Origin of the sequence: Frankia sp. ACN1ag (genome assembly GCF_001414035.1) — a bacterium.
Classification (GTDB): Bacteria; Actinomycetota; Actinomycetes; order Frankiales; family Frankiaceae; genus Frankia; species Frankia torreyi.
In genome coordinates, this window is the sequence record NZ_LJPA01000045.1 from 31,051 (window position 1) to 54,576 (window position 23,526).

A 23,526-nucleotide genomic window follows, 5' to 3' on the forward strand; every position below is an offset into this window, starting at 1 on the left:
GTAGACCTCGGGCCGGTTTACACCAAAGGTGCAGCTAGACCGCTTTGGTGAGGGGGAGCGGCCGAGGGCCGGCCGTCATCGTTTCCGGGCGACGGCGGCGTAGACGCCCGCGTCGGCGTCGCTGGCCTCGGTCCATCTGCTGGCGCTGTCCGCGGAGGGGTCGGGACGGGCGACGCCGAGATCGGCCAGGACGGCCTCGGCGGCGCGCCGGCCGGAGTACAGGGCGCCCTGGATCGAGCTGGTGTCCCGATGGTCGCCGCACACGTAGACGCCGGACGGGGTGCGCACCGGCCGGCGCAGCACGCGCGGGCTGGTCATGTCGGGCAGCGCCCGCGCCACCGGGTAGGTGGCCAGCAGCGTCCACCCGGCGGTGTCGGCGCCGTAGAGGGCACCGAGGTGGGCACGCACGGCCCGTTCGCTGCCGGACGGCGCCGCGGCCGGCGCGGCCGCCGCGCTCGGGTCGGTCAGGTCGAGCGGACCCGTCGCCCGCAACGGGTCGGTGAGGTCGAGTGGACCGGGCGGCACCGCGGCGGCCGGGGCGTCCTCGGGCACGCCCAGCACCGAGGCGGCGATCAGCGCGGACCCCGGCGGCGCGTACGAGGGCGCCACCTCACTGAGAACCACCGTGTTGATCACCGGTCCGGTCCGGGACGAGCGCGCCGGGCGCCGGGCGTCGACGGCCCCCTCGACGACGAGCGCGCCGCGGCGCAGCGGCGGTTCGTCCGCCCGGAAGTAGTAGGTGGTCACGCCGTGCCAGGCCGGTTCGGCGATCCCCGGCACCAGCCGGGCGGCGGTGGTGCCGTCGGTGGCGACGATCACCGCCCTGGCCCGCAGCGACTCCCCGTCGCGGGAACGCACTCCGCCGCGGGTGACGATGTCGGCGGGGCAGTTCAGCCGCACCGTACCCGGCCGCAGCCGGGCCACGAGCTGGCGGGGCAGCGCAGCCATGCCCTCGGCCGGCAGCACCGGCGCCTGGCTGGCGAAGCTGCGCCAGACGAGGTGGAAGAACCGGGCCGAGGTCGCGAGATCCTCCTCCAGGAAGATGCCGCGCAGCAGCGGCGCGAGCACCCCGTCGATCGCGTGGGCGGACAGACCGCGGGCCCGCAGATCCTCTCGGGTGCTGCGCTCGGGTCCCGCGACCAGCGTCGACGGCGGCCGCAGGCGGTCGCGCGCCGTGAGGGCCGCCAGCCGGGCCAGGTCCGCAGCCCGCAGTGCCCGGCCCGGGATCAGGCCCGCGAGCGCGTCCGCGCCGCCGATCGGATCGCCGAGCACCACCGACCGGACGCCGTCACGCAGCACCAGCCCGCGCAGGAACGGCCGCGGGCGCAGCGCCGGCAGGTCGATCTGACGCCGGACCTCGGGGTAGGAGGGCAGCAGCACCTGAAAGCCGCGGTCCAGGCGGAACCCGTCCACCTCGTCGGTGCGGACGCGCCCGCCGACATCGTCGGCCGCCTCCCAGACCACCACGCCGAGACCCTGGTCGGCGAGCAGCGTGGCGGCCGAAAGCCCGGCGAGCCCCGCTCCCACGATCGCCACATCGGCCGTCTGCATGGCCACCACCCCGTGTCCGTGCGCCCGCGATCGCGGTTGCTCCCGCCGCTCTACGTACCCCTGGCTACGGCCCTATCCCGCCGCCGGACTCCGGACGCGGTACCGGCACAGCCACCGGCACAGCCCCCGCCTCCGGCGACGATGCCGGCTGGTTCGGCGGCACGTCCGATGCCATCACGGTCGATGCCGGCACGGTCGACGCCGGCACGTCCGATCCCGGTGCCGGTGCCGGGATCCGCAGGGGTGTCTCGTGCCGGTTCAGCCCGCGCCGGGCCCACCTGCGGTTGGCCTGGTCGAGCACGACGATCGAGAGCACCACCAGCGAGGAGCCCACGATGCCGTCGAGCCAGTAGTGGTTGGCGGTGACGACCACGACCATGATGGTGAGGATCGGGTGCAGCACCATCAGCCACCGGGCGCGGTGGTGCAGGATCGTGATGACCGCCCAGGCCTCGAGCAACGACCACCCGACGTGCAGGCTTGGCATCGCCGCGTACTCGTTGGCGATCCCGCCGCTGCCCTCCCCGTAGGGAGAGGGGCCGTAGACCGCGCCGGTGTCGACGAGCGGCACGTGCAGCACCGACGGCAGGAAGCGGGGCGGCGCCAACGGGTACAACAGATGGATGATCAGCGCCAGGCCCGTGGTCATGATCAGAACGTTGCGGATGCGCGTCCAGTGCCGACGATGCCGGATGAACACCCACAGCAATAGCATGATGACCGACGGGAAGTGGACGAGGATGTAGAACCAGTCCGCGGCCCGGATCAGCAGGTGCGAGTGCAGCGCCAGCCGCTGGACGGCGACCTCGCTGGGCAGGTGCAGGAATCGTTCGAGCCGCCAGACGTCCTTCGCGGCGGCCAGCGCCGCCGGTTCCCGGCCGCTGGCCAGGTGGCGGCTGAAGCTGTATGTCCCGTAGAGCACGGCGATGAGCAGGAGCTGGCTGACGGCGTACGCCACCGCCCCGGCCACCCGGCGCGCCCGGGCGAGCGACCCCGCCGACGGGGCGGCGCCCGGGCCGATCCCGCCAAGCTGATCGGGCGGCGCGCTGGAGGTTCGCGGCAGCGGGCAGCCCAGCGTCCCCAGTCCGTGCCGGACCAGGGGCGAGCTCACCGCCGCGCGGCGGCCATCGGCCGAGTCCGTGGATGGGGCCCAGCTCATCGGTGTTCCTCCCAACGTCTCGCGGCCACCACGACGCGCCACGCCGATCGATCCGCGGTGGATGGTGGGCCCAACCCCGGCCGCACCGGTCCCGCCACCCGCACGAGACCGACAACCATCGCGAACCGCCTGGTATGCCCTGGACCTACGAGCAGACCATCAGCCGACGCGAGCCCACCGGTCACCGTGTCGATGACGACTGTGCTCCTCCGAACCGCCGTCACGCCACGCGATATGCGCTGTCAGACATCCGCCACATGAACGGTCGAGCCACGACAGAGACGGTCGCGTCACGACACCGACGCACCTGAGGGACGCATCGGAGGGAGGCACTGTGACGGCTCCACCGCGATTTGACACTGTCAGCGTCGGATGTTCAACGCTCGGCCACAGTAGTGGTAGCTCCTCTGGCCGCCGGGGGGACTACCGGACCACGACACTTCGGACATCCCCACCGCTTCGCCGGGCGGCGCGCAGGCGGCCTGGGGCCTGGAGCCTGGAGCCTGTAAGTCATTCGACAAGCACGAGGAGTGATGGTTATGTCGGAGCCGCGTACCCGCGGAGTGGCAGTCGTCACGGGTGGTGGCCGTGGGATCGGCGCGGCCTGCTCGGTCGCGCTCGCCCGGCTCGGCTGGGACGTCTGCGTGGGCTACCGGAGCGACTCCGCCGCCGCCGACCGGGTGGTGCGGGCGTGCCGGGAGCTCGGCGTCACCGCCGCGGCGGCCGCCGCCGACCTCGCGCACCCCACCGCCGTCACCGACCTGTTCGCCGCCGCGGACCGGCTCGGCCCGGTGACGGTTCTGGTCAACAACGCGGGGGTGGTCGCCCCCGCGGCCAGGATCGACGAGATGGACCACGCGCGGCTGCACATGATGTTCACCNTCAACGTCACCGCCGCCTTCCTGTGCGCGGGGGCCGCGGTGCGCCGGATGTCGACGCGCCACGGCGGGCCGGGCGGCTCGATCGTGAACGTCTCCTCNGCGGCCGCGCGACTCGGCAGCCCGGGGACGTACGTCGACTACGCGGCGAGCAAGGGAGCCCTCGACACGATGACGCTGGGGCTCGCCCAGGAGGTCGCCACGGAGGGCATCAGGGTGAACGGCGTTCGCCCGGGATACATCGACACCGAGATCCACGCCTCGGGCGGGGATCCGGATCGGGCGCGGCGGCTGGGCGCGACCGTGCCACTGGGCCGGCCGGGCCGGGCCGAGGAGGTGGCGGCCGCGGTGGCCTGGCTCTGCACGGCGCAGGCGTCCTACGTGACCGGGGCCGTGCTGGACGTGAGCGGTGGACGGTGACCGGGCCGCCGGCACCGTGGTGGGCTCAGCGGGCGCGCTCGGGGCGCAGGATCACCATCGCGTCGGGGTGGCGGCGGGTGTAACGCACGGCGGCCCGGCGGGGGGAGCCGGTGGCCCATTGGACGCTCCAGTCGACGCCGACGAGGTCGAGCAGCGAACGCAGCCGGCGTTCGAGCTCCTCGCGGGTCTCCTCCTCGGCGATCCGAGCGGCGCACATGACCGTCTCGACNCCGAAGGCGCAGTACACCCCCGCGGTCCACCTTGCCCAGCGGGACCAGCGATCCATCGTCGCGATGAGCACGAGATGGGCGTCGAGCCGCGCGGCGAGGTCAGCGGCCAGCAATACATCAGCCATATCCGACACATCCCCGAAGCGAACGCCGACCACCACATGACGTTCGGTCCGAACCCGGGGAGTGACTTCCGTTCGCTCTGCCCGTTCCACGTTTCCTCCCGCGAGGCTTTCCCCAGCGTCGTCGATCGACTGTCGGTGTGAACGGGATTGTCTCGCTTCACGGCCTGCGATGTAGGGGTAACCGACTCATCGTCAGTACCCCCTCTACCCGCAGATCATCTGTTCCGGATCGCGTTTGGGCGCGATGCCGGCAGCCCCGGCGGGGTAATACCGCCAGATGCCGGATCCGCACCGCCCGTCAGCCGCTCACCGTTCCCGGTTGATTGTGGCGGGCGAGACCGGAAAGGGGAAGACCTTGGCGGTACCGATGGGCCCTGGAGTGCTCCCACCAGTGGGCCGAACCGACCGGCCGTGACCCAGGAGACGCAGGCGATCACCTCCGGTACTCCCGGCGCGTCGATGGGCCTCACCTGCGACGCTTCCACCATGGCGAGACCGGGTCCGCCGGCGGTTCGCGGCGGGTCCGCACCGGCGGCCCACGGGTCGCGTGACGACCGCCGCCGGCACGACGGTGGCACCCTCGGCGCGAAGGAGCAGCAGATGTCGGTGTTGGACCGGTTCCGGCTGGACGGTCGGGTCGCGATCGTCACCGGGGCGTCCTCCGGTCTCGGGGTGGACTTTGCCCGCGGCCTCGCCGAGGCCGGCGCGGACGTGGTCCTCGGCGCCCGGCGGGTCGAGCGGCTCGAGGACACCGCGAAGCTGGTGGAGGCGGCCGGCCGGCGGGCCCTCGCCGTCGCCGCCGACGTGGCCGACCCGGCCAGCGCCGAGCGGATCACGGCGGCTGCGATGGAGGCCTTCGGCCGGGTGGACGTCCTGGTCAACAACGCCGGGATCGGGACGGCCGTGCCGGCCCTGAAGGAGACGCCCGAACAGTTCCGCTCCGTCCTGGACGTCAACCTCAGCGGCTGCTACTGGATGGCGCAGGCCGCCGCCCGAGTGATGCGGCCGGGCAGCAGCATCGTCAACATCTCCAGCGTGCTGGGCCTGACGACCGCCGGGCTGCCGCAGGCCGCCTACACGGCCAGCAAGGCCGGGCTGTTTGGGCTCACCCGGGATCTGGCCCAGCAGTGGACCGGCCGCCAGGGCATCCGGGTGAATGCGCTCGCCCCCGGCTTCTTCCGCAGCGAGATGACGGACGAGTACCAGCCCGGCTACGTCGAGACGCAGTTGACGCGGGTCCTGGACGGTCGCTTCGGGGAGCCGGCGGAACTGACCGCCGCGCTGCTCTTCCTGGCCTCGGACGCCGGCAGTTTTGTCACCGGGCAGACGCTCGTGGTGGACGGCGGTTTCAGCATCACGTGATGCGCCGCGGCGAGGAGCGCGTCCGTCAAACCATCCGTGTACCGCCGATCGGAGTCCGGATCGGTAACCGCCAACCGGGCCAGGAGCCGTCCGGGTTGTCCGGCAAGCCCGGATCGTCCGTAGGCAAGGTTCTCCGGGTCATCGTCATCCCGGACGGCCTCGCGTTCTTGACACGGAGTCCGTTCTCCGGACTGAGTCGCGTTTTCCGGATGGCGTCGCGGTTCCGGATGGCGTCGCGGTTCCGGATGGCGTCGCGGTTCCGGATGGCGTCGCGGTTCCGGATGGCGTCGCGGTTCCGGATGGCGTCAGTTCTCAAGTGGCATCAGTTCGGCCGCGAAGGAATCGAGGAAGCTCGGCCAGCCGTCCGGCGTCGTCATCGGGTGGACGACGAACTTGCTCACCCCGGCGGCGAGGTACTCGCCGATCAGCTCTCGCGCCGCGGCCCACCCGACCGGCATGAGCCGCGCCGGATCGACATCGGGGTAGCGCCCCCGCAGCGCCGCCAGCGAGTCGGCGGCCGGCGGCGCGAAGGCGACGCGCAGGCTCAGCCCGAAGTGGTCGTCGTCGATCCGCCGGCCGGCCGCCGCAGCGGCCGCGTTGATCTCGGCGATGCCGGCCGCCGCCTGCTCGGGGCTGACCATGCTCGCCAGCCAGCCGTCGCCGAAGCGGCCGATCCGACGCAGGGCGGCCGGGGCCGCGCCGCCGAGCCAGATGTCCAGCGGTCGGGTGGGCAGCTCCCCGATACCGACGTCGGTGAAGTCGAAGAACTCGCCGTGGAAGGTCACCCGCGGCTCGCGCAGCAGCCGGCGCAGGACATCCAGGGCCTCGTCGAACACCTCGCCTCGGCGGCCCGCCGTCGGCGCGGCCTGGGCCCCGGTCCGCCCCGGGGGAAGCGGGTAGGCGGGCCGGTCGGCCGGCCGGCCCGGGGCGAGGCCGAGCACCGGCAGCACCCGACGCGGGGCGAGCAGCGCCAGCGACGCCAGCTGCTTGGCGAGCAGCACCGGATTGCGACCCGGCAGCACCGCCACCCCGGTACCGATCTTCAGCCGGCTGGTGCGGCCCAGGGCGAAGGCCATCCCGGCGAGCGGGTCCACGGCGGGCGTGGAGAGCTGCTCGGACAGCCACAGCGAGTCGATCTCGAGCTTCTCGAGCCGGTCCACCAGGGCCGCGAACCCGGCCGGCGCGACGCTGCCGAAGCCAATGCCGATCCGGACCTTCATCGGTTCTCCATCCCGGCCCGGGATCCGTCGACGCCCGAGCCCTCGCCCCATAGTGGGCGCTGAACGAGCGACGTGGGTCACCTTTGCGGGCGCGGGTCACCGCCGCGGGCACTGCGCGGGCCCCGAGTCCGCCCGACGATGGGCGCCCGGCGGCACCGAGCGGTCACGGTCCCGCTGCCCGCACGCTTCGTGTCGGGCAGCAGGCGCTCAGCGAGCGGCGGTGTCGATGCCCGGCACGGCGGCGAGATCCGCGCGCAGACCGGCGACCACCTCGGTGATCAGGGGCTGGCGCAGGACCGCCCGGTGGTCCCCGAGGATGCGTCGGATCGATGCGGGACCGGTGAGTACCCCGCGCCAGGCCTCGATCTCGTCGTGGTCGTCGGCGAGCCAGACGACCGTGCNCCCCTCGTAGGTATGCGGGCGGTAGGCCATCGTGAGGATGCGGCCCTGGTTGTGGAAGATGTCGTAGCGGTGCGTCCCGCGGAAGCGGACGACCCCGGCGAGCGGGAGCTCGACGAGCTGCCGCAGCCGGTCGGCCACCACCCGCGGGCTCAGCGCGGGGCCGTCGTCGGCGGCGAGCGGCCCGGGGCCGGCCGAGCTCGGGATGTCGGCCTGCCGGTCCGGATGCCGGCCCTCCAACTGGCTTGTCGGGATGATCGCGCCGGTGCGGGTCAGCCGGGCGGTGCCCGGCAGGTAGGTGTCGATCAACGCCAGCAGGCCGACCTCGTGGCCCGCCCGCCGCAGCAGCCGGGCGACCTCGAGCGCGATCAGGCCGCCGAACGAGTGCCCCACCAGCAGATACGGGCCGACCGGCTGCAGCAGCCGGAGCTCGGCCACATGCCGGCGGGCCGCGGCCGCCACCGACCAGTCCGGGATGCCGCGCTGTTCGAGAGCGTGCGCCTGCAGGCCGTAAACGCGGCGTTCGGCGGCGAAGTGCCGGGCGAACGGCAGCAGGGCGATGGCGGGTGCGCCGGCCTCGGGGAAGCAGAACAGCGGGGTGCCGGGCGCGGCGGCGGTCAGTGACACCACGGTGGGATGGCGGTCCGCCTCGCCCTGCTGGGCGGCCCAGACGGCGGCGAACCCGGCCGGCGTACGGGCCGCCACGATCTCCGACACGTCCAGCGCCACCCCGAACTCGTCGCGCAGGATCGCCGCGAGCTCGCCCGCGGCCGCCTCCCCGCCCGGGGTGCCCACGACGTCCTCGTGCGGGCCGGTGGCGGCGACCCCGAGCACGCGGGCCCACAGCAGCGTCGCGGCCATCTCGTACGGGCCGTCCCCCGCCGGGTCGGCGGCCGGGACGGGGCCGGTGGACCGTGCGGACGCCGGGACGTCCCCAGAAGCCGGGACGACCTCGGAAGCCGGGACGTCCACGAGCGCCGTGCCGACATCGGCGCGGTCCGGACTCGGTGACGAGGAATCGGGCAGCCGATCGGCCGCGGACGTGCCCAGCAACGACATCACCCCACAGGACTATGCGAAGGCCACATTGAACACCAATGCCGGACTAGCCCGACACACCCGTCGGTGCCGTCCGGTGCGGCGGCGTTCCCTGCGCCGCGCCACCGTGCGCGACCGGCCTCCGCGACCCCCGCGACCAGCAGGCGACCCGGTCCCGGGCGGTCAGGCCGGCCCCCGCGCCGCGGTGCGGCGGGCCGCCCGGTCCCGAGTTGCCATTGACGCCAGCGGGCCTCGGCGTTCACCGTGGAGACGTGGGTGATGTGGGCAAACCCGAACGGATCGTCGAGGACGAGCCGATCAGCTTCCCTGATGCCGAGCCGTTGACGATCCCGGCCGTCCCGGCCGCCCCCGCGCCGGAACCAGAACCGGAGCCGGTGCCCGGGTGAGCCTGCTCGGCTGGCGCCAGTGGGCGGTGGACGGCCAGGGGCAGCTACGCCCGGCCTGGACGCCGTGGTCGCCGTTCCCTCCGGGCATGCTGCTGTGGCGGGCCGACGGCATCACGCAGGCGCGCTGTCTGCGAACGAAGCGGCTCGACTCAACCACCGCCAGCGAGCCTTGGCCGGGGCACGACCGGGTGCCGGACGAGCACCGGGTGCCGGACGAGCACTGCCTGTGCGGCCTGTACGCCTGGCGCACCCCGGAGATCCTCGCCGCGGCGCGCCGGCCTCGTTGGACCGCGCTGCCCTGCGTGGTCGGCGTGGTCCGGTTGGGCGGGCGGATCATCATCGGCGAGCGGGGTTACCGCGCGGAACGCGGCTATCCCGTCGCCGTGCTCGACCGCCACGGCGTCGTGTCCACCGGCTACGCCATCGCGAGATATCGCACTTTTTCCGCCCTCGTCGCCGAGTGGGCGCCATCCGGGCCCGAGGCGACGGGCATCGATCGAATCGCCGGATGAATCCGGCCAAATAACGCGCCACCGCGGCCGATGTGCCGCCAGCCGGTCGGGACGCTCCCAGGAACGGGTATCTCCTGCGGGACCACTCCCACCAACGCCGGTCACACTGCGCACCTAATCCAGTGCGTTTTGCTCCTAATGGAGGTAGCCGGGGCGGATATCGTCGGCAACGTCACGCATCCCGACGAGTGCGGGCAGCACGTCGGGCCGCGGGGCACGCGAGGGGGGGACCGTCGTGACCAGCTCCGAGATCAGCAGTACCGGAACCCCGCGAAGGGGAGCTCCGAAGACCAGCAGCCCGCGGACCGCGGCTGCCGGCGCGTATCCGATGGTCACGCCCGCCGGGCAGCGGCAACTCTCCACGGCGGACGCCCGCGACCGGGGGCGGCTGGTGCCGCTCGCGGTGGCGCTCGGCTACCTGATCCTGTCCGTCTGGATCTTCCGCGCGAGTTGGCGACATCTCGGGGAGGTCACCTACGGCGGCAATGACGCCTACCTGTTCTCGTGGTTCCTCGGTTGGACGCCGCATGCGTTCGGCAGCGGGCTCGACCCGTTCCTGACCCACCGCATCAACTCCCCCGCCGGCGCGAACATCCTCTGGAGCACGCCGGTGCTGCTGCTCGGCCTGCTCGCGGCGCCGATCACCCTGCTCGGCGGTCCCGTGACCACGCTGACGGTGCTGCTCACGCTCGCCCCCGTGGTCAGCGGCCTCGCCCTGTTCTGGGTGCTGCGCCGCTGGGTCCGCGACGGCCCCGCCGCCCTCGCCGGCCTGCTCTACGGTTTCGGGCCGTACCTGATCGGCAGCTCCTACGGCCACCTGCNCCTGGCGTTCGCCCCGTTCCCGCCGCTGGTGCTGCTGCTGCTTGACGACCTGGTCGTCCGCGGCCGCAGCCCGCGGCGCACGGGGATCCTGCTGGGGCTCGCGGCGGCCGCCCAGGCCCTCATCGGCGAGGAGATCCTCGCGACCTCGGCGCTGACGGCGGCGGTCGGGCTCGTGGTCCTCACCGTCCGCAACCGTGCGGTGGCCCGCGAGCGGCTGGGCCCCGTGCTGCGCGGTCTCGCGACGGCCGCGCTGGTGGCCGCCGCCCTGCTCGCCTGGCCACTGGGCGTGCAGTTCTTCGGCGGGCAGCGGGTCCATGGCTCGATCCAACCGTCCGGCATCGCCGTGACCGACCTGTGGAGCTTCGTCACGCCGACGCCGCTGCAGGAGATCGCCCCGGACCTCGCCCTGCGGCACAGCCTGCGCTTCACCGGCAACGCCGTCGAGGTGGGCGGCTACCTGGGGATTCCCCTGATCCTGCTGGCGCTGGCCGCGGCGGTCCGCGCGCGCCGCCACCCGCTCGTCGGCGTCCTCGCCCCCGTCGGTCTGGTGATGGCGGTCCTCTCGCTGGGCGATCACCTGCACGTCGATGGCCGCGCCACGGCGATCCCGCTGCCCTGGCTGGTGCTCGAACGGGTGCCCGTGCTCCACAACGCCCTGCCCTCACGGTTCGCGCTGTACGTGATGATGTGCGCGGCCGCCCTGACGGCCGTCGGCCTGGACCAGATGGCCGAGCGGGGCCGGCGCGCCACCGACGCGGCGGGTGTCCCGCCGGTGGACGGCACGTTCCCGGACCTGTACAGCCCCATCGCCGGTCGCGGTCGGCATCAGGCGGCCGGCCGGCTGGGGCAGGCCGGCGGATCGAGGCCGGCCGAGAAGGCGGGGCAGGCCGGGAGGGCGGCTGGATGGCGCGTCCGGCTCGCCCGATCGGGCACCGCCCTGGTGACCGCCGGGGCGCTGGCCACGCTCGTGCCCGCCCCGTTGCTCACCACGCCGGCCCATACTCCCGCGTTCTTCACCGGCGACGGGGTGCGGCAGATACCGGCGGACGCCACCGCCCTCGTCGTCCCCTACCCGCATCCCCAGCAGGCGCAGGCGATGCTGTGGCAGGCCGAGGCGGACTTCCGCTTCGTCATGCCCGGCTGCTACTGCACCGTGCCGGGGCCGACCGGCCGGGCCTCGTTCCACGGCCCCGGCGACGCCCTGACCTCCGCCCTCATCGACATCGACAACGGCACGACGACGGCGGCGGCCGTCTCCGGATCGCCCCAGGTCCGCGATGCGTACGAGCGGCTGTCCCCGGACGCGGTCGTGCTGGGACCGGCCCGCCAGCCGGCCGAGCTGCGTGCGCTGCTGGGCAGCCTCGTCGGCCACCCGCCACGGCACGTCGGCGGGGTCGACCTGTGGTTGCCCGCGGGGTGACCTGCCGCGGGCACCACCCGCACCGGCGCCCCGCACCGAGGCCACCCGCCACGACGCCACCCGCGCCGATGTCGACCGCGCCGATGTCGCCCAGCGGACAAGCCGAGCCGCCGGGAAGAATCGCCGCCCGGAAGGTTTTGGCGAGAAGCTGACCGAAGGACGGACAATCGCGCCGCCCGGCCGGGAACCTGCGACGACGATTCCTCTACGATTTCCGCATTCCGCGACCACGGTTGTCGGCGGCCAACAGTCCAGAGCGGAGGACGCGTGGTGTCGACGGAGCAACCGGCGGGCCATCGGCCGGAACGGCTGACCCGACGCCAACGCGGCGCCGCGGGCAGCGTCGTCGTGCTCGCCGTCGCCGTCGCCGCCGTCCTCGCCGCGACATCCGCGCGTTCCTCGGCGGTGGACAGCTGGCCGCCCGCCGGCCACTCTGCATGCAGATCCGTGCAGATCTTCACCGGCAGCGTCGGTTCCCCGTACAACCAGTTTGCCCGGGTGCTCCGTGCCCGGCTGGCGGCGGCGCCGGAACACTTCGACGTGGACGTGGTGGAGACGGCCGGTTCGACGGAAAACATCTACGACCTGGAATCCCCCGAGCCGCCCCGCTGCGGGCTGGCCATCGCCCAGCTCAACACCACCGTGGACGCCACCGAGGGGGTGAACCAGTTCGACCCGACCCGCGGCGGTCACCCGGTGGCGGGCCTGCGCACCCTGGGGCCGGTGCACCGGGACCTGCTGCACGTGATCGTCCGGGACCGCCCGCTCGGCCCCGACGACCGGCGGGTCGACCAACTGGCCGACCTGTGCCACCGGACCATCGCGGCGGGCCGGCCGGGCTCGGGCGTCCGCCAGATCGGCGACGTCCTGCTGCGGGTCGGGTTGCCCGACTGCCACCCCGACCTCGACGACTCGTCCATCGACGACGCACTGCGGCGGCTGTCGGGGGGCACGGTGGACGCGGTCATCTGGGCCGGCGGCGCGGGCACCCGACAGATCAGGACCGCCATCGCCGCCGGTGCCCGGCTGCGCCTGCTCGATCTTTCCGAGTTCCGGGCCCCGATCACGAAGGACTGGAACACGTTCTACGGCAACCGGCAGCACTTCTACGCCGGCGAGGTGTTCGGCGCCGGCAGCCTGGGCCCCACGGACTACGCGGGGATCCGCCAGATCCAGACCGTCACGATTCCCAACGGCCTGATCGCCCGCACCGACACCGACCCGGCGCTGGTCCGCCGGGCGACCGCCGAGCTGTACCGGGACCAGGGCGACTACGAGGCGGCGCTCTGGGGCACCAACCCCACGCACCGGCGTATCCCGGATGCCCTGTCCATTTACGAAGGGCCACTTTTCTGCTATATACCGCTGCATCCGGCAGCCGCGGAATACTACCTTAGGGAATTCCGGCGGGTACCGAGCTGCGGGACGACCTGACGTGACCGGAACCCGCAAAAGCATGGTGCCCGAAGGCGGGACCGCCGGAGACTGGGGCTAGAGGACACACCGTGCTGAGACCACTGACCGACACCGACCCCCGGATGATGGGGCCGTACCGCCTGCACAACCGCATCGGCGCCGGCGGCATGGGCGTCGTCTACCTCGGGTTCGCGGACGAGGATCGGCCGGTCGCGGTGAAGGTGCCGCACGAGGCGTACGCCAGCGATCCGGAGTTCCGCGCGCGGTTCCGCTCGGAGGTCACGGCCGCGCGGCACGTCCAGGCCAGCACCGTCGCCAGGGTGATCAACGCCGAGGTGGAGGGCTCGCGTCCCTGGCTGGCGACGGAGTACGTGCCGGGCCCGACGCTGCACGCCGCCGTGCTGGAGCACGGCCCGCTCGTCGACCGGCATCTCGACAACCTCACGATCGGGCTCGCTGCCGCCCTGGAGGCCATCCACGACGCCGGGGTGGTGCACCGCGACCTGAAACCGGCGAACATCGTCATGTCCTGGGCCGGACCGAAGGTCATCGACTTCGGTGTCGCCCGCTCGGCCGAGTACACCGGCTACACCCAGGCCGGCGAGCTGGTCGGCACGATCGCGTGGATGTCCCCCGAGCAGCTCGACGGGCAGACCGCGAGCCCCGCCGCGGACATCTTCGCGTGGGCCTGCTGCGTGGTGTTCGCCGCGACCGGGCGTCGCCCGTTCCGCGGCGAGACCCAGGAGATCGTCGCGCTGCGGATCGGGGCGGCCGACCCGGATCTCGACGGCACCCCCGATCGGTTGCTCGACGCGGTATCCCGCTGCCTGGCGAAGGATCCCGCGCAGCGCCCCCCGGCCGGCGAGCTCGTCCGGTTGCTCACCCGCCGGCTCTCCCGGCCCGCGACCGCCGACCACGGAACGCCGACCACTCCCTCGCCGACCACTCCCTCGCCGACCACTCCGCCGACGCCCGACCCGCCGACGCCCGATCCCCGGACGCCCGACTCGCCGACGCCCGGCCCCCCGACACCCGGCCCGCGAGGCGCCGAGGACCGCGGCGCGGATCACGACGAGACCCGGTTGGCGCAACCCGGGCCGCCGCCAACCCCACCACCCACCCCGCCGCCACCCACCCCGCCGCCACCCATCCCGTTGCCACCACCGGCCCCCTCGCCGGCCCCCGTCCGATCCCCCGCCGCCAACCAGGCGGGCGGTGATCTTCCCGTCCGGCCGGCCGCGCCCACGGTGGTCCGGCTGCCGGCCGTGCCGAGCGGGATGCTGGTCGCGCTGCTCGCCGCCGGCGGGCTCGTCGGCGCGTTCGGGATCTGGGCGGCGGGTACCGCCCGGGCGGGCCACGCGGTCTTCGGCCCCGCGGCGGCCACCGTTACCGGGGCGATCTGCGCCCAGATGCTGTTCCTGAGCAACCGGGCGATCGGTGCCGCGGTCACGGTCCTGGCCGCCGTCGCCGGGTCCGGCGGTGGGGTGCTGCTGGCCCGAGCCCTGGATGTCGACGAGCCCGGCCGGGTGCTGCTGTCCGTAGCGGTTGCCCTGGTCGTGGCTGCGGCCGGCGCGTTCGCCATGCTGCCGCCCCGGCCGGCCACCACCGGCGCCCGGCCGGGGGTGGCCGCAAACCCTGCCGCCGCGGGTCCGGCGCCCGACCCGAGGGCGTCGGGGCAGGACCCGAGGGCGTCGGGGCAGGACACCGACGACGCCGGGCGCTCCCTGCTGCGCCCGGCGCCCTGACCGGCGGCGACCGGCCGGGACGGGCGCTGGGGACGGTCGCCGCCGGCGGCGACCGCGCCGCGGGTGACCAACACCATGGCGACACGATGAAGACGCAGATCAGCATGGGCATGCCGATCGGCGCAAGGCGGCGGTCCGGCGCCGGTCGTGATATTTCGGTTCACCTGGGAAGCTGGCCTGCGACAATGAACGAAGCCAAGGGGGTGTCGTGGCTGCCGTTCCGGTAGGCAACCGCGTGGTGGCGGGCCGATACCGACTCGTCGCGCGTCTGGGTGCGGGTGCGATGGGGACAGTCTGGCGCGCCTTCGATTCCGTCCTGGAAACCGAGGCGGCGCTCAAGGAGATCGAGTTCGCTGGCGGCGTCGCGGGCGCCGAGCGGGCGGACCGGGTCGAGCGGGCGTTGCGCGAGGCGCGGCACGCCGCCAAGCTGCGCGGCCACCCCCACGTCGTCACGATCCTCGATGTCGTCCTCGAACACGGCCTGCCCTGGATCGTGATGGAGCTCGTGCCGTCCCGGTCCCTGTTCGAGGTCGTGCGCGACGACGGCCCGTTGCCCACCGCCGAGGTCGCCCGGATCGGGATCGCGATGCTCGACGCGCTCGTCGCCGCCCGCGATCACGGCATCGTCCACCGCGACGTCAAGCCGTCCAACGTGCTGATCGGGACGGACGGCCGGGTCGTGCTCACCGACTTCGGCATCGCCACCGGCGACGGCGATCCAACGCTCACGGTCACCGGCGTGCTGGGAACCCCCCTTTACATGGCCCCGGAACGGCTCGACAACCGGCCGGCGACCTTCGAGGCGGACCTGTTCAGCCTCGGGGGCACGCTGTACTACGCCGTGGAGGGGCACCCGCCGTTCGAGCGGGACAGCTTCGGCGCGATGCTGGCCGCCATCCTGCTTCACCCGCCCGCCCCGACTCGGCGGGCCGGCGCCCTCGGCCCGGTGCTCGACGGCCTGCTGGCGAAGGACCCCGCCCAGCGGCCGACTCCGGCCCGGGCCCGGGAACTGCTCGAGCAGGCCGCCCGCTCCTGGCCGCAGCCCGGGGTGAGCGGCGGGGACGCCCTGTCCTGGCACCTGCGGTATTCCGTGCCGCCCGGCGGGAACGGCGACGCGCCGGGCCGGTTCACCGGTTCGCTGCCGGAGGTCTCCGCGGCTCCCGGCTCGCTCCGCGCCGCGAACCCCACCAGCGCGGGCGGGCCGGGCGGCGGTCTCGACGACTGCGACGAGGCGACGCGGGTGGCGGGCCGCACCAGCCACCAGCCGCCCCCCGACCTGCCGCCGACGCGGTTCCCCGAGCCACCGGATGCCACCCCCGGTGCCGAGCCGGCGATGGCGGATCGCCCGGCGGCACCGGCGGAGCTCACCGCGGTGGAGCAGGACGGCGCGGTGCTGCTGCGCTGGGCGCCGTCGGTCACCCCGGGGGCGTGCTACCGGGTGTCACGGGTACTGGCGGACCCGTCCGCGCCCAACGGCCGCCGCGAACGCAGCCTGGGCATCACCACCGGCACCGAGCTGTTCGACGCCGGGGCACCCAGAGGCGTCCCGCACTGGCACGAGGTGGTCGCGATGGTCGGCGGCGCCTCGGGCCGACTGCGCTCGACGCCGGTCCGCACGCCGACCCGCACGCTGCTGCCGCCGGTCACCGCGCTGCGGGCCAGCATGACCAATGACGCGGTCGCGCTGTCCTGGCGGCCCATGCCGGAACGCGACGAGGTGATGATCGAGCGGACGTTCGCCGAGACCTCGCCGCTGTCGGGGGCGAAGCGCCGCTTCCGCGGCGCCGGCGGCTACTTCCTCGACGAGGACACCGCGCCCGGCGCGATCTACCGCTACCGGGTCTGGGCGGCCGGGCCGGACGGCTCGGATGCGCTGGCCCCCTCCGGGGTGGCTGAAGTGGTGGTCCGGGTCGTCGCCCGCCCGCGGCCGGTGCTGGACCTGGAGGCGCGCGCCACGCTCGGCGGGACCGTGCTGGGGTGGACGACCGTGCCCGGCGCCATCGTCCGGATCTACGCGACGGAGGCTCCCGAGCAGGCCGGACTGGCCGGAACCGGCCCGTTCGGACCAGCCGACCACGAGGTCGGCGTGGGCTCGCTGGAGGGCCGGGCCCGCTTGGTCGGAGAAAGCCGCCGCGGACGCCTCGTCGACCGGCAGGCGATCGGCACGGTCGTCTACACGCCGATCACGATCGCCGAGGACCGGGCCGTGATCGGCGCGGCGGTCAGTCACCGCGAGGTCTGACCGCCACCGAGGCCGACGTCAGTCAGGCGGGCGGCCGCCGGTCAGCGCCGTGAGCCGGGTCGTCGCGAACAGCAGTCGGTCGACCATGGCCGCGCGCCGGGCCGTGTCCAGGGTCTGGGCGGCAACCAGGCCGAGGGCCACGGTGACTCGACCGTCCCGGCCGAACACGGGCGCGCAGATCTCCCCCACGGGCCACGACTTCGCCTCGTCCGGGTCCAGGACCTCGTAGTCCCGCTCGGCGAGGGTCCGCAGCAGCTCGTCCCGCTCCCGGCGCGGGCCCGGGTCGGTCGGCGCGTCCGCGACCTGGTCGACCACGTCGCGCAGCCGCCAGCGCAACGCGTCGTCCGCCGTCACCGAGTAGCCCCGTTCCCGCACCACATCGATTACCCGCCGATGCCGGCACGCCGGCTCCCCCGCCCGGGTGGGGTCCACCGGCGCGACGTTCACCGGCGCGACGTTCACCGAGACGGTGTCCGTGCACGCGGCGGGGGCGCAGGTGGGGCCTGCGGCGGCGAGCCAGGCGTCGACGGCGGCAGGGGGCGCCCAGGCCAGGTGCACGGCGCCGACCGGCGGGCGTAACGGCAGCGTCTGGCCGACCCGCATGGACAGCCCGAACAGGGTGGAGCGGGGGACACGGGCCAGGACGAGCAGGTTGCCGGCGAAGGTCGTGGTCGCGAACGTCTCGAGGTCGAGGTCCGCGGTCAGTGACTCCAGCTCCGCACGGGCCAGCCGCGCCAGCCGCGCCCGGTCCCCGTCGGCGGCGGCGACTGCCAGCGCCGAGGGGCCCAGGGCGTACGTGCGGTGCCCGTCGTCGCGGTGGACGAACCCCTGCTCGACCAGGGCGAGCAGCATCGCCTGGCAGGTGCTCTTGTCCATGCCGACGGCCCGGGCCAGCTCCGAGAGCGAGTAACCGGACTCGCCGTGGCCGCCGAGGAAACTCAGCAGGCGGCCGACCCGGACGGCGGACCCGGACGGCTTCACCGCCACCGTGCCGACCTCACCACCGCGACGCCGGCAGCCACGGCCACCCCACCCGTACGCGCCCCACCCGTACGCGCCCCACCCGTACGCGCCCGACCCACAGCCACCCCGCCTACAGCCTTTCCGCCAGCCTCTCCGCCCACCGCCATCGTTCCGACCTCGACCGTTCCGACCTCGGCCGCTCCGACCTCGACCGCCACCAGCGGACCTCCCCATCGTCAGTGATGTTGCGGGATGACCGAGATCATCCCCCGACCGTGCCAGTCGGGCCAGCCACCGCGGGGCGTCCGGGCGCACGCGGGCCGCCCCGCGGCGGGGGGTCACGCCGGTGGCGGCCGCCCCGGCGGGCGCCACCGCGCGGCCGGATGCCAGCATGAACCACCGTGGGCAGTCCAGAAAACGACGCCGCGACCAGCGGCACGATCGACAGCGCAGACATGATCGACAGCGCAGACACGAACAACAGCGTGGGCACGATCGACGGCACCGGCGGCGGTGAGCAGCCACCCGCCTACGGATACCTCGACATAGATCCCGAGACAGCCCGGCGGGCCAGCCGCATCTACTGGGACGACGCGGCCGCGGACTACCAGGCCGAACACGGCGCCTTCCTCGGTGACAGCGACTTCTGCTGGAGCCCCGAGGGGCTGCGCGAGTCCGAGCTCCGGCTGCTCGGGGACGTGGCCGGCCGCACCGTCCTGGAGGTCGGTTGCGGCGGCGCCCAGTGCGCGCGGTGGCTGCGGCGCCAGGGTGCCCGGGTGGTCGGCTTCGACCTGTCCGGCGGCCAGCTCGCCCAGGCCCGCACCTACGCGGCCCGCACCGGCATCGAGGTGGCGCTGGTCCAGGCCGACGCGGTCGCGCTCCCGTTCGCGGACGAGAGCGTCGACGTGGCCTGCTCGGCGTTCGGCGCGGTCCCGTTCGTGGCCGACAGCGGGGCGGTGATGCGGGAGGTCGCCCGGGTCCTGCGACCCGGCGGGCGCTGGGTGTTCTCGACGACCCATCCGTTCGTGTGGTGCCTGCCGGACGATCCGGACGAAAACGGGCTGCGGGTATTCCACAGCTACTTCGACCGGCGCGCCTACACCGAGCACGACGAGCAGGGCCAGGCGATTTACACGGAGACGCATCGCACGATCGGCGACCGGGTCCGTGAGATCGTCGCGGCCGGGCTGATCCTGCACGACATCATCGAGCCGGAATGGCCGGCCGGCCAGGAGCGAACCTGGGGGCAGTGGGGGCCGGTGCGCGGCGGGTACGTGCCCTCGACCTCCATCTTCGTCACGAGCCGGCCGCCGGCCCGCTAGTTTTCGCCACCCGGCAGGTGTGAGGGCATCGATGCCGGGCAAACCCTCCCCAGGCGTCACCGGATAGGCCGGAAATGACACGAAGACCGGCCCGGAAACCGACGAAAGGGAGGCATCACTATGAAGATTCTGCGTCGCATGCGGCACGAGGTTCGGCACGACGTCAATCAGGCGGACCGTTCCGCCGCCCGCGGGCTGCGCCGCCTACGCCGCCGGCGCAGCCGGACCGCCTCCACCACCACGACCACCGGCACCCGCTACTGATCGGCATCCCCTGCTGATCGGCACTCTCTGCTGATCGGCACTCCCTGCCGATCGCAGTAGCGGCGACGAACCCGGGCGACCCCGGGGTTCTGGGCGGGCGCCCGCCCAGAACCCCGGGGTCGTCTGCTGTCTGAAGGTCTCCCACCGGCGAACCGCCGCAGCCGGCGAACACGAACGGCGGTCGGCTCGGATGCGGCGAGCGAGGAACGCTCCGCTCAACGCGACGCCGCTTTGTCCCACGGTGCACACAACGCCCTAGGGCGCGGGGAGGTACCCCGATCGCCCCCGTTATGGTGAGCCCCGCATTCGCCGTTGGGGGCAGACCGTGTATCACGCTCACTCCGCACCCGGAGATGCCACGTTCAGGCGCGGCATTCCGGGGGTTCGCGCGTGCACGGGGGTGGCGCTCGCGCTGGCGCTGGTCGGCCTCGCGGCCGGGTGCTCCGCCAGCGACACCGTCTCGTTCACCCCTGCGCCGCACGCGACGCGGGTCGCGCCCACCGTCGAGGCCGACCCGTTGCCGCCGCTGAGCAAGTTCATCACCCAGCCGGATGGCAGCCAGGTGACGACGGTCAGCGCCGACTACCTGTTCGACTCGAACAGCAGCGAGCTGCGGGGGGAGGCGATGACCGCGTTGCAGCAGGTCCTGCCGGCGATCCGGGAGCATCCCGGCCCCATCTCGGTGATCGGCTACAGCGACGGGCTGGGGCGGACCGAGGACAACCAGAAGCTGTCGCTGGAACGGGCGAAGTCCGTCGAGGCGTGGCTGGCGACGCAGAACATCCCCAGCTCCGTGCTGGATGTCGAGGGCAGGGGCGAACAAGGCGCGCAGGACGGCGTCGCCGACGCGAGCCGACGCCGAGTGGAGATCGTGCTTCGATGACGTGCGACGTTTCCGCCGGTCCGCCGGTGACCCCGGGCGCGGCCGGGACGGGTGAAGCCGCAGCCCGGCCCCGGGGCCGAAGCCGGCGTCTGCGCGGCCGGCTGGCCGGGCTGGTGGCGGCGGCCATGCTGGCGACGCCGATGCTCGCCGCCTGCGACGGCGGCCTGCTCGGCACGTCCAAGGCGGACGGCCCGCTCGACTGCTCCAAGTACCAGGAGTCCACGCCCGCGGCCGGCGCACCGCTGCTGCTGGTACTGCTCGACGTGACCGACAACTCGGCCGCTACCGCGCAGCGCGTCGCGACCCGGGTCCAGCCCTACCTCGACACAGCACTGAAGAACGGCGCCTACATCCGGCTCGTCGCCAGCGGCGGCACGGCTATGACGTACTCGGACTGCTTCCACGGCGATCGGATGTTCCAGATCAAACGGAACAACAACCGGCGCGAGGAGAAGGACCGGGTCGCCGCCGCCAAGGCCCTCGGCACGGAGATCGACCACGTCGTCCAGACCGAGCGGGTCAGCGCGAAGGGCAGCGCCACAGGTCTGCTCGCCGGCATCAACGACGAGCTCAACACCGTCCGATCCACACCCGACGTAAAAGTCACCGATGTGACCGTCCTCGTCTGGAGNGACCTGCTCGGCACCGGTCAGGACTCCGACTGCCTCAACGTCGACGGCAAGAAGGCGTCCGCGCCCATCGCCGAGGCGCTGGTAAAACGGTGCTTCGAAACCCAGCAGATCACCGCGGTGGGCAACGACAAGGTCCGGTTCCTCGGGGTCAACGAGGGCGCGGCGGATCGGCCGCAGCAGGATCTCGCCCGTTACCTCAAGGGCGAGCTGTGTCGACGGATCAGCAGTGACTGCAGCTAGCTCCACCATCCCGACCATCCCGACCATCCAGACTGACCCGACCATCCCGACCGACCCGCCCGTCCCAGCCGCTCGTCCGTCCGCGCCCGTCGCGGCAGCCCCCGAGCTCCCGGAGCACCCCGTCCGCAACCACCGCGGCACACACCACGCCGATCCATCCGAACCGCTGCTGGCCACGACGGCGCCGGTGGAACTCAAGCCGAGGAGACGACCGATGGGCGTTCTGCACGAGCCCGAGGACCAGCACTTCAGCCCGGCGCTGATGCGCTCGACGGTTGTGATCACCGGTTGCCTGGTCATGCTCGCGGTGCTGGAGATCTGGGTCTGGCTGACTCTGTCGTCCCCGTTCGCGAAGGTCTCCGTCACCGGATCAATGATCGTGACGGCGCTCAGCTTCTTCATCACCGGCAACACCTTCCGGCTGCGCGACATCCGGCGCCGGGTGGGCAACCGTGCTCGGGCCGGCCGGATCGCCCCGATCGACGCGCTGTCCACCCTGCCGCCGCGGGAGACGATCGCCCGCCGCTTCATGCTCGGCGCCGTCGGCGCCGTGGTCGGCGTCGGCACCCTCGTGCTGACCATGGTCTTCTCCGGTGACGAACAGCAGGGGGCGCGCGAGGCCATGGTCGCCTCGGTGCTCGGCATCGTCTGCGCCATGCTCTGCTTCGTCGGCGGCACCTTCGCTCGCCCCATTGACTGACCGCTCATCCCCATTGACTGACCGCTCATCCCCATCGACTGACCGCTCATCCCCATTGACTAAACCGCCCATCGGGACCGACATCGGAAAAGTAGGAGCCTGAAACGGTGCTGCGCAGGGGAAACCAGCCAGGGCGTCTGGCCAAGCAGCTCATCCGCCGGGTGGGAGACGCCGACATCGCGCTGGCGGGTGCGGAGACCCGCCCCAAGGTCCTCAAGAGCCTGGAGGACGCGGAGGTCCAGGAGGTCCGGGCCGCCGTCCGGGCCGACGGCCGGACCCTTGAGGAGCTGATCGCCGAGCTCCGGATGGAGATTGACTCTCGGGCCGAGCGCCGCGAGCGGCGAACCGAGCTGATCAAGAACAAGGTCGAGCAGGGCCGGTTGTGGCGCAGCGTCGGGGTGCAGGAGCGCATCCCGCAGATGGCGTTGGCGGGGCCGGCCCGCACGGTCGTCCTGACGTTGCTCGCGGCGCTGGACTTCTACGTGTTCGCACAGTCCTACGCGGTGCTCGCCGACGTCGGCGGCTACGGCCCGGAATGGTGGCTCGGCGGCCTGCTCGGCGTCGCCGTCTTCATCGCCGGGGTGGCGCTCGCGCACGGGATCAAGGCGTCCATCCTCGCCCGCGCCCAGAAGCAGATGCTCGCCGATGCCGACGCCGGCCGCTTCAAGATCGATCTGGACATCCGCGAGCAGCTCGTCGAGTCGAAGTCGTCCCCGCTGGCGCTGAGCCTGACTACGGCGATCTTCCTGCTGCTGTCGATCGCCGGGGTGCTCGTGCGCACGCAGGGCACGGCCGGCACGAGCACCGGCGGCGCGGTGATCCTGTTCCAGGCGCTGATCCCGCTGGTCGCCGTGGCGGTCGAGCTGTACCTGCACGACCCGACGGAACGCGACGAGCCGATGCCGAACATCGTCGACCGGCGGCTGGAGCGGCGCCTGGCCAAGGCCGAGCGCCGACTGCGCATCGTCGCCGCCCAGGTCGAGGCGAAGGTGTCGCAGATCGAGAAGCTCTACCGGGTCGAGGAGGCCATCCTCGACGTCGAGCAGAAGGACATGGGCCTGCGCCACACCACCGACCTGGTGCTCGGCGGCGGCCACATCCCGACCGTGCCGACGAACGGGCGGGTCGCCGAGGTGGATCGCGACCAGCTGGAGAAGACCATCAAGATGGCCCGCCGGTCCTAGCCGGCCTCACCTCCCAGGATCACGGTGACCGGGTGGCCTTCCGAGCCTTCGACCAACCGCCTGGGCGGCNGGACCGCCGGTCAGGTGACGCTGGCGAGAAGGTCNGGTGGGTGGGTGTAGGGGTTTTGGCGTGGGCGTTGCGCCGGGTCGATGCGCCAGGGTGGGATGTAGGCGGGGTGTCCGNNGTCGGTGAAGNNGATGGTCCAGCCGTNGTGGTGGACCTGGCGGTGGTGGTGGCCGCAGAGCAGGACGAGGTTGTGTAGGGCGGTGATCCCGCCGTGTGTCCAGTGGATGACGTGGTGTGCTTCGCACCAGGAGGGTGGGCGGTCGCAGCCGGGGAAGGTGCAGCCTCGGTCGCGGGCGGCGAGGGCGCGGCGTAGGTGTGGGGGGAC

General features: G+C 73.2%; 16 protein-coding genes and 6 pseudogenes. 15 read left to right on the plus strand and 7 right to left on the minus strand.

Going from position 1 to position 23,526, the window contains the following annotated elements; genetic code table 11:
• Positions 1–75: 75 nt before the first annotated feature.
• A complete protein-coding gene (locus UK82_RS27405) occupies positions 76–1,551 on the minus strand; it encodes an NAD(P)/FAD-dependent oxidoreductase (RefSeq protein WP_083507401.1) in 1,476 nt (491 codons plus the stop codon).
• Positions 1,552–1,615: 64 nt separating this feature from the next.
• Positions 1,616–2,710: a phosphatase PAP2 family protein gene (locus UK82_RS27410; RefSeq protein WP_083507400.1), complete on the minus strand. Its 1,095-nt coding sequence runs from the start codon at positions 2,708–2,710 to the stop codon at positions 1,616–1,618.
• A 539-nt stretch (positions 2,711–3,249) separates the two neighbouring features.
• Between UK82_RS27410 and UK82_RS40530 the strand changes: the two genes are divergently transcribed.
• The 3 genes and pseudogenes from UK82_RS40530 to UK82_RS40540 all read left to right on the plus strand — a co-directional run.
• A partial coding sequence (locus tag UK82_RS40530; protein WP_236706515.1) for an SDR family NAD(P)-dependent oxidoreductase occupies positions 3,250–3,591 on the plus strand: 342 nt, incomplete at its 3' end.
• Between the two features lies 1 nt (position 3,592).
• A pseudogene (locus UK82_RS40535) lies at positions 3,593–3,689 on the plus strand (oxidoreductase); the annotation flags it as partial.
• Between the two features lies 1 nt (position 3,690).
• Positions 3,691–4,008: pseudogene (locus tag UK82_RS40540) on the plus strand (SDR family oxidoreductase); the annotation flags it as partial.
• 25 nt (positions 4,009–4,033) lie between these two features.
• Here UK82_RS40540 and UK82_RS40545 read toward each other — a convergent pair.
• Positions 4,034–4,237 (minus strand): annotated as a pseudogene (locus UK82_RS40545) (hypothetical protein); the annotation flags it as partial.
• A 726-nt stretch (positions 4,238–4,963) separates the two neighbouring features.
• Here UK82_RS40545 and UK82_RS27425 point away from each other — a divergent pair.
• The gene (locus UK82_RS27425) at positions 4,964–5,725 is read left to right on the plus strand and encodes an SDR family NAD(P)-dependent oxidoreductase (RefSeq protein ID WP_044886602.1); all 762 of its coding nucleotides are present in this window, start codon (positions 4,964–4,966) and stop codon (positions 5,723–5,725) included.
• Between the two features lie 305 nt (positions 5,726–6,030).
• Here the strand turns inward: UK82_RS27425 and UK82_RS27430 are convergent, their stop codons facing one another.
• Both UK82_RS27430 and UK82_RS27435 read right to left on the minus strand, forming a co-directional pair.
• Positions 6,031–6,945 (minus strand): TIGR03854 family LLM class F420-dependent oxidoreductase, encoded by a 915-nt coding sequence (locus UK82_RS27430; protein ID WP_044886577.1) that lies wholly within the window; start codon positions 6,943–6,945, stop codon positions 6,031–6,033.
• Between the two features lie 402 nt (positions 6,946–7,347).
• Positions 7,348–8,403 (minus strand): annotated as a pseudogene (locus UK82_RS27435) (thioesterase domain-containing protein); the annotation flags it as partial.
• Positions 8,404–8,663: 260 nt separating this feature from the next.
• On the opposite strand from UK82_RS27435, the gene UK82_RS41725 reads away from it, so the two are divergent.
• The 5 genes from UK82_RS41725 to UK82_RS27460 all read left to right on the plus strand — a co-directional run bounded on the left by UK82_RS41725 (position 8,664) and on the right by UK82_RS27460 (position 16,946).
• Positions 8,664–8,789, plus strand: coding sequence for a hypothetical protein (locus UK82_RS41725; RefSeq protein ID WP_255346954.1), 126 nt, complete (start codon positions 8,664–8,666; stop codon positions 8,787–8,789).
• Positions 8,786–9,301 carry a hypothetical protein gene (locus tag UK82_RS27440; protein ID WP_055410205.1) on the plus strand — a complete coding sequence of 172 codons (516 nt, stop codon included), beginning with the start codon at positions 8,786–8,788 and terminating at the stop codon, positions 9,299–9,301. Before UK82_RS41725 ends, UK82_RS27440 begins: the two co-directional genes overlap by 4 nt.
• 2,512 nt (positions 9,302–11,813) lie before the next feature.
• On the plus strand, positions 11,814–12,977 hold the full coding sequence (locus UK82_RS27450; protein WP_044886603.1) for a TAXI family TRAP transporter solute-binding subunit: 1,164 nt from the start codon (positions 11,814–11,816) through the stop codon (positions 12,975–12,977).
• 71 nt (positions 12,978–13,048) lie between these two features.
• Entirely contained in the window at positions 13,049–14,704 is a 1,656-nt protein-coding gene (locus UK82_RS27455) for a serine/threonine-protein kinase (protein WP_055410209.1), read from the plus strand.
• Between the two features lie 208 nt (positions 14,705–14,912).
• Complete coding sequence (locus UK82_RS27460; RefSeq protein ID WP_055410212.1) at positions 14,913–16,946, plus strand: serine/threonine-protein kinase; 2,034 nt, start codon at positions 14,913–14,915, stop codon at positions 16,944–16,946.
• Between the two features lie 18 nt (positions 16,947–16,964).
• On the opposite strand, the gene UK82_RS27465 is transcribed toward UK82_RS27460, so the two are convergent.
• Positions 16,965–17,933: a helix-turn-helix domain-containing protein gene (locus UK82_RS27465; protein WP_055410214.1), complete on the minus strand. Its 969-nt coding sequence runs from the start codon at positions 17,931–17,933 to the stop codon at positions 16,965–16,967.
• Positions 17,934–18,310: 377 nt separating this feature from the next.
• On the opposite strand from UK82_RS27465, the gene UK82_RS27470 reads away from it, so the two are divergent.
• The 6 genes and pseudogenes from UK82_RS27470 (at position 18,311) to UK82_RS27490 (ending at position 23,134) form a co-directional block, all read left to right on the plus strand.
• Positions 18,311–19,231, plus strand: coding sequence for a class I SAM-dependent methyltransferase (locus tag UK82_RS27470; RefSeq protein ID WP_044886584.1), 921 nt, complete (start codon positions 18,311–18,313; stop codon positions 19,229–19,231).
• Positions 19,232–19,351: 120 nt separating this feature from the next.
• Positions 19,352–19,495 carry a hypothetical protein gene (locus UK82_RS33830; protein WP_157734551.1) on the plus strand — a complete coding sequence of 48 codons (144 nt, stop codon included), beginning with the start codon at positions 19,352–19,354 and terminating at the stop codon, positions 19,493–19,495.
• Between the two features lie 400 nt (positions 19,496–19,895).
• Positions 19,896–20,378 (plus strand): OmpA family protein, encoded by a 483-nt coding sequence (locus tag UK82_RS27475; RefSeq protein WP_236706516.1) that lies wholly within the window; start codon positions 19,896–19,898, stop codon positions 20,376–20,378.
• 632 nt (positions 20,379–21,010) lie between these two features.
• Positions 21,011–21,250 (plus strand): annotated as a pseudogene (locus UK82_RS40560) (hypothetical protein); the annotation flags it as partial.
• A gap of 214 nt (positions 21,251–21,464) precedes the next feature.
• Complete coding sequence (locus UK82_RS27485) at positions 21,465–21,950, plus strand: hypothetical protein (RefSeq protein WP_011601988.1); 486 nt, start codon at positions 21,465–21,467, stop codon at positions 21,948–21,950.
• A 107-nt stretch (positions 21,951–22,057) separates the two neighbouring features.
• Entirely contained in the window at positions 22,058–23,134 is a 1,077-nt protein-coding gene (locus UK82_RS27490) for a hypothetical protein (protein ID WP_044886587.1), read from the plus strand.
• Between the two features lie 212 nt (positions 23,135–23,346).
• On the opposite strand, the pseudogene UK82_RS41730 reads toward UK82_RS27490, so the two are convergent.
• Positions 23,347–23,526: pseudogene (locus UK82_RS41730) on the minus strand (HNH endonuclease signature motif containing protein); the annotation flags it as partial.

What these genes read in the sequence shown, in the direction of transcription:
- UK82_RS27405 (WP_083507401.1), bottom strand. Translation starts at nt 1,551, where the DNA reads ATGCAGACGGCCGATGTGGCGATCGTGGGAGCGGGGCTCGCCGGGCTT.
- UK82_RS27410 (WP_083507400.1), bottom strand. Translation starts at nt 2,710, where the DNA reads ATGAGCTGGGCCCCATCCACGGACTCGGCCGATGGCCGCCGCGCGGCG.
- UK82_RS27425 (WP_044886602.1), top strand. Translation starts at nt 4,964, where the DNA reads ATGTCGGTGTTGGACCGGTTCCGGCTGGACGGTCGGGTCGCGATCGTC.
- UK82_RS27430 (WP_044886577.1), bottom strand. Translation starts at nt 6,945, where the DNA reads ATGAAGGTCCGGATCGGCATTGGCTTCGGCAGCGTCGCGCCGGCCGGG.
- UK82_RS33830 (WP_157734551.1), top strand. Translation starts at nt 19,352, where the DNA reads ATGAAGATTCTGCGTCGCATGCGGCACGAGGTTCGGCACGACGTCAAT.
- UK82_RS27485 (WP_011601988.1), top strand. Translation starts at nt 21,465, where the DNA reads ATGGGCGTTCTGCACGAGCCCGAGGACCAGCACTTCAGCCCGGCGCTG.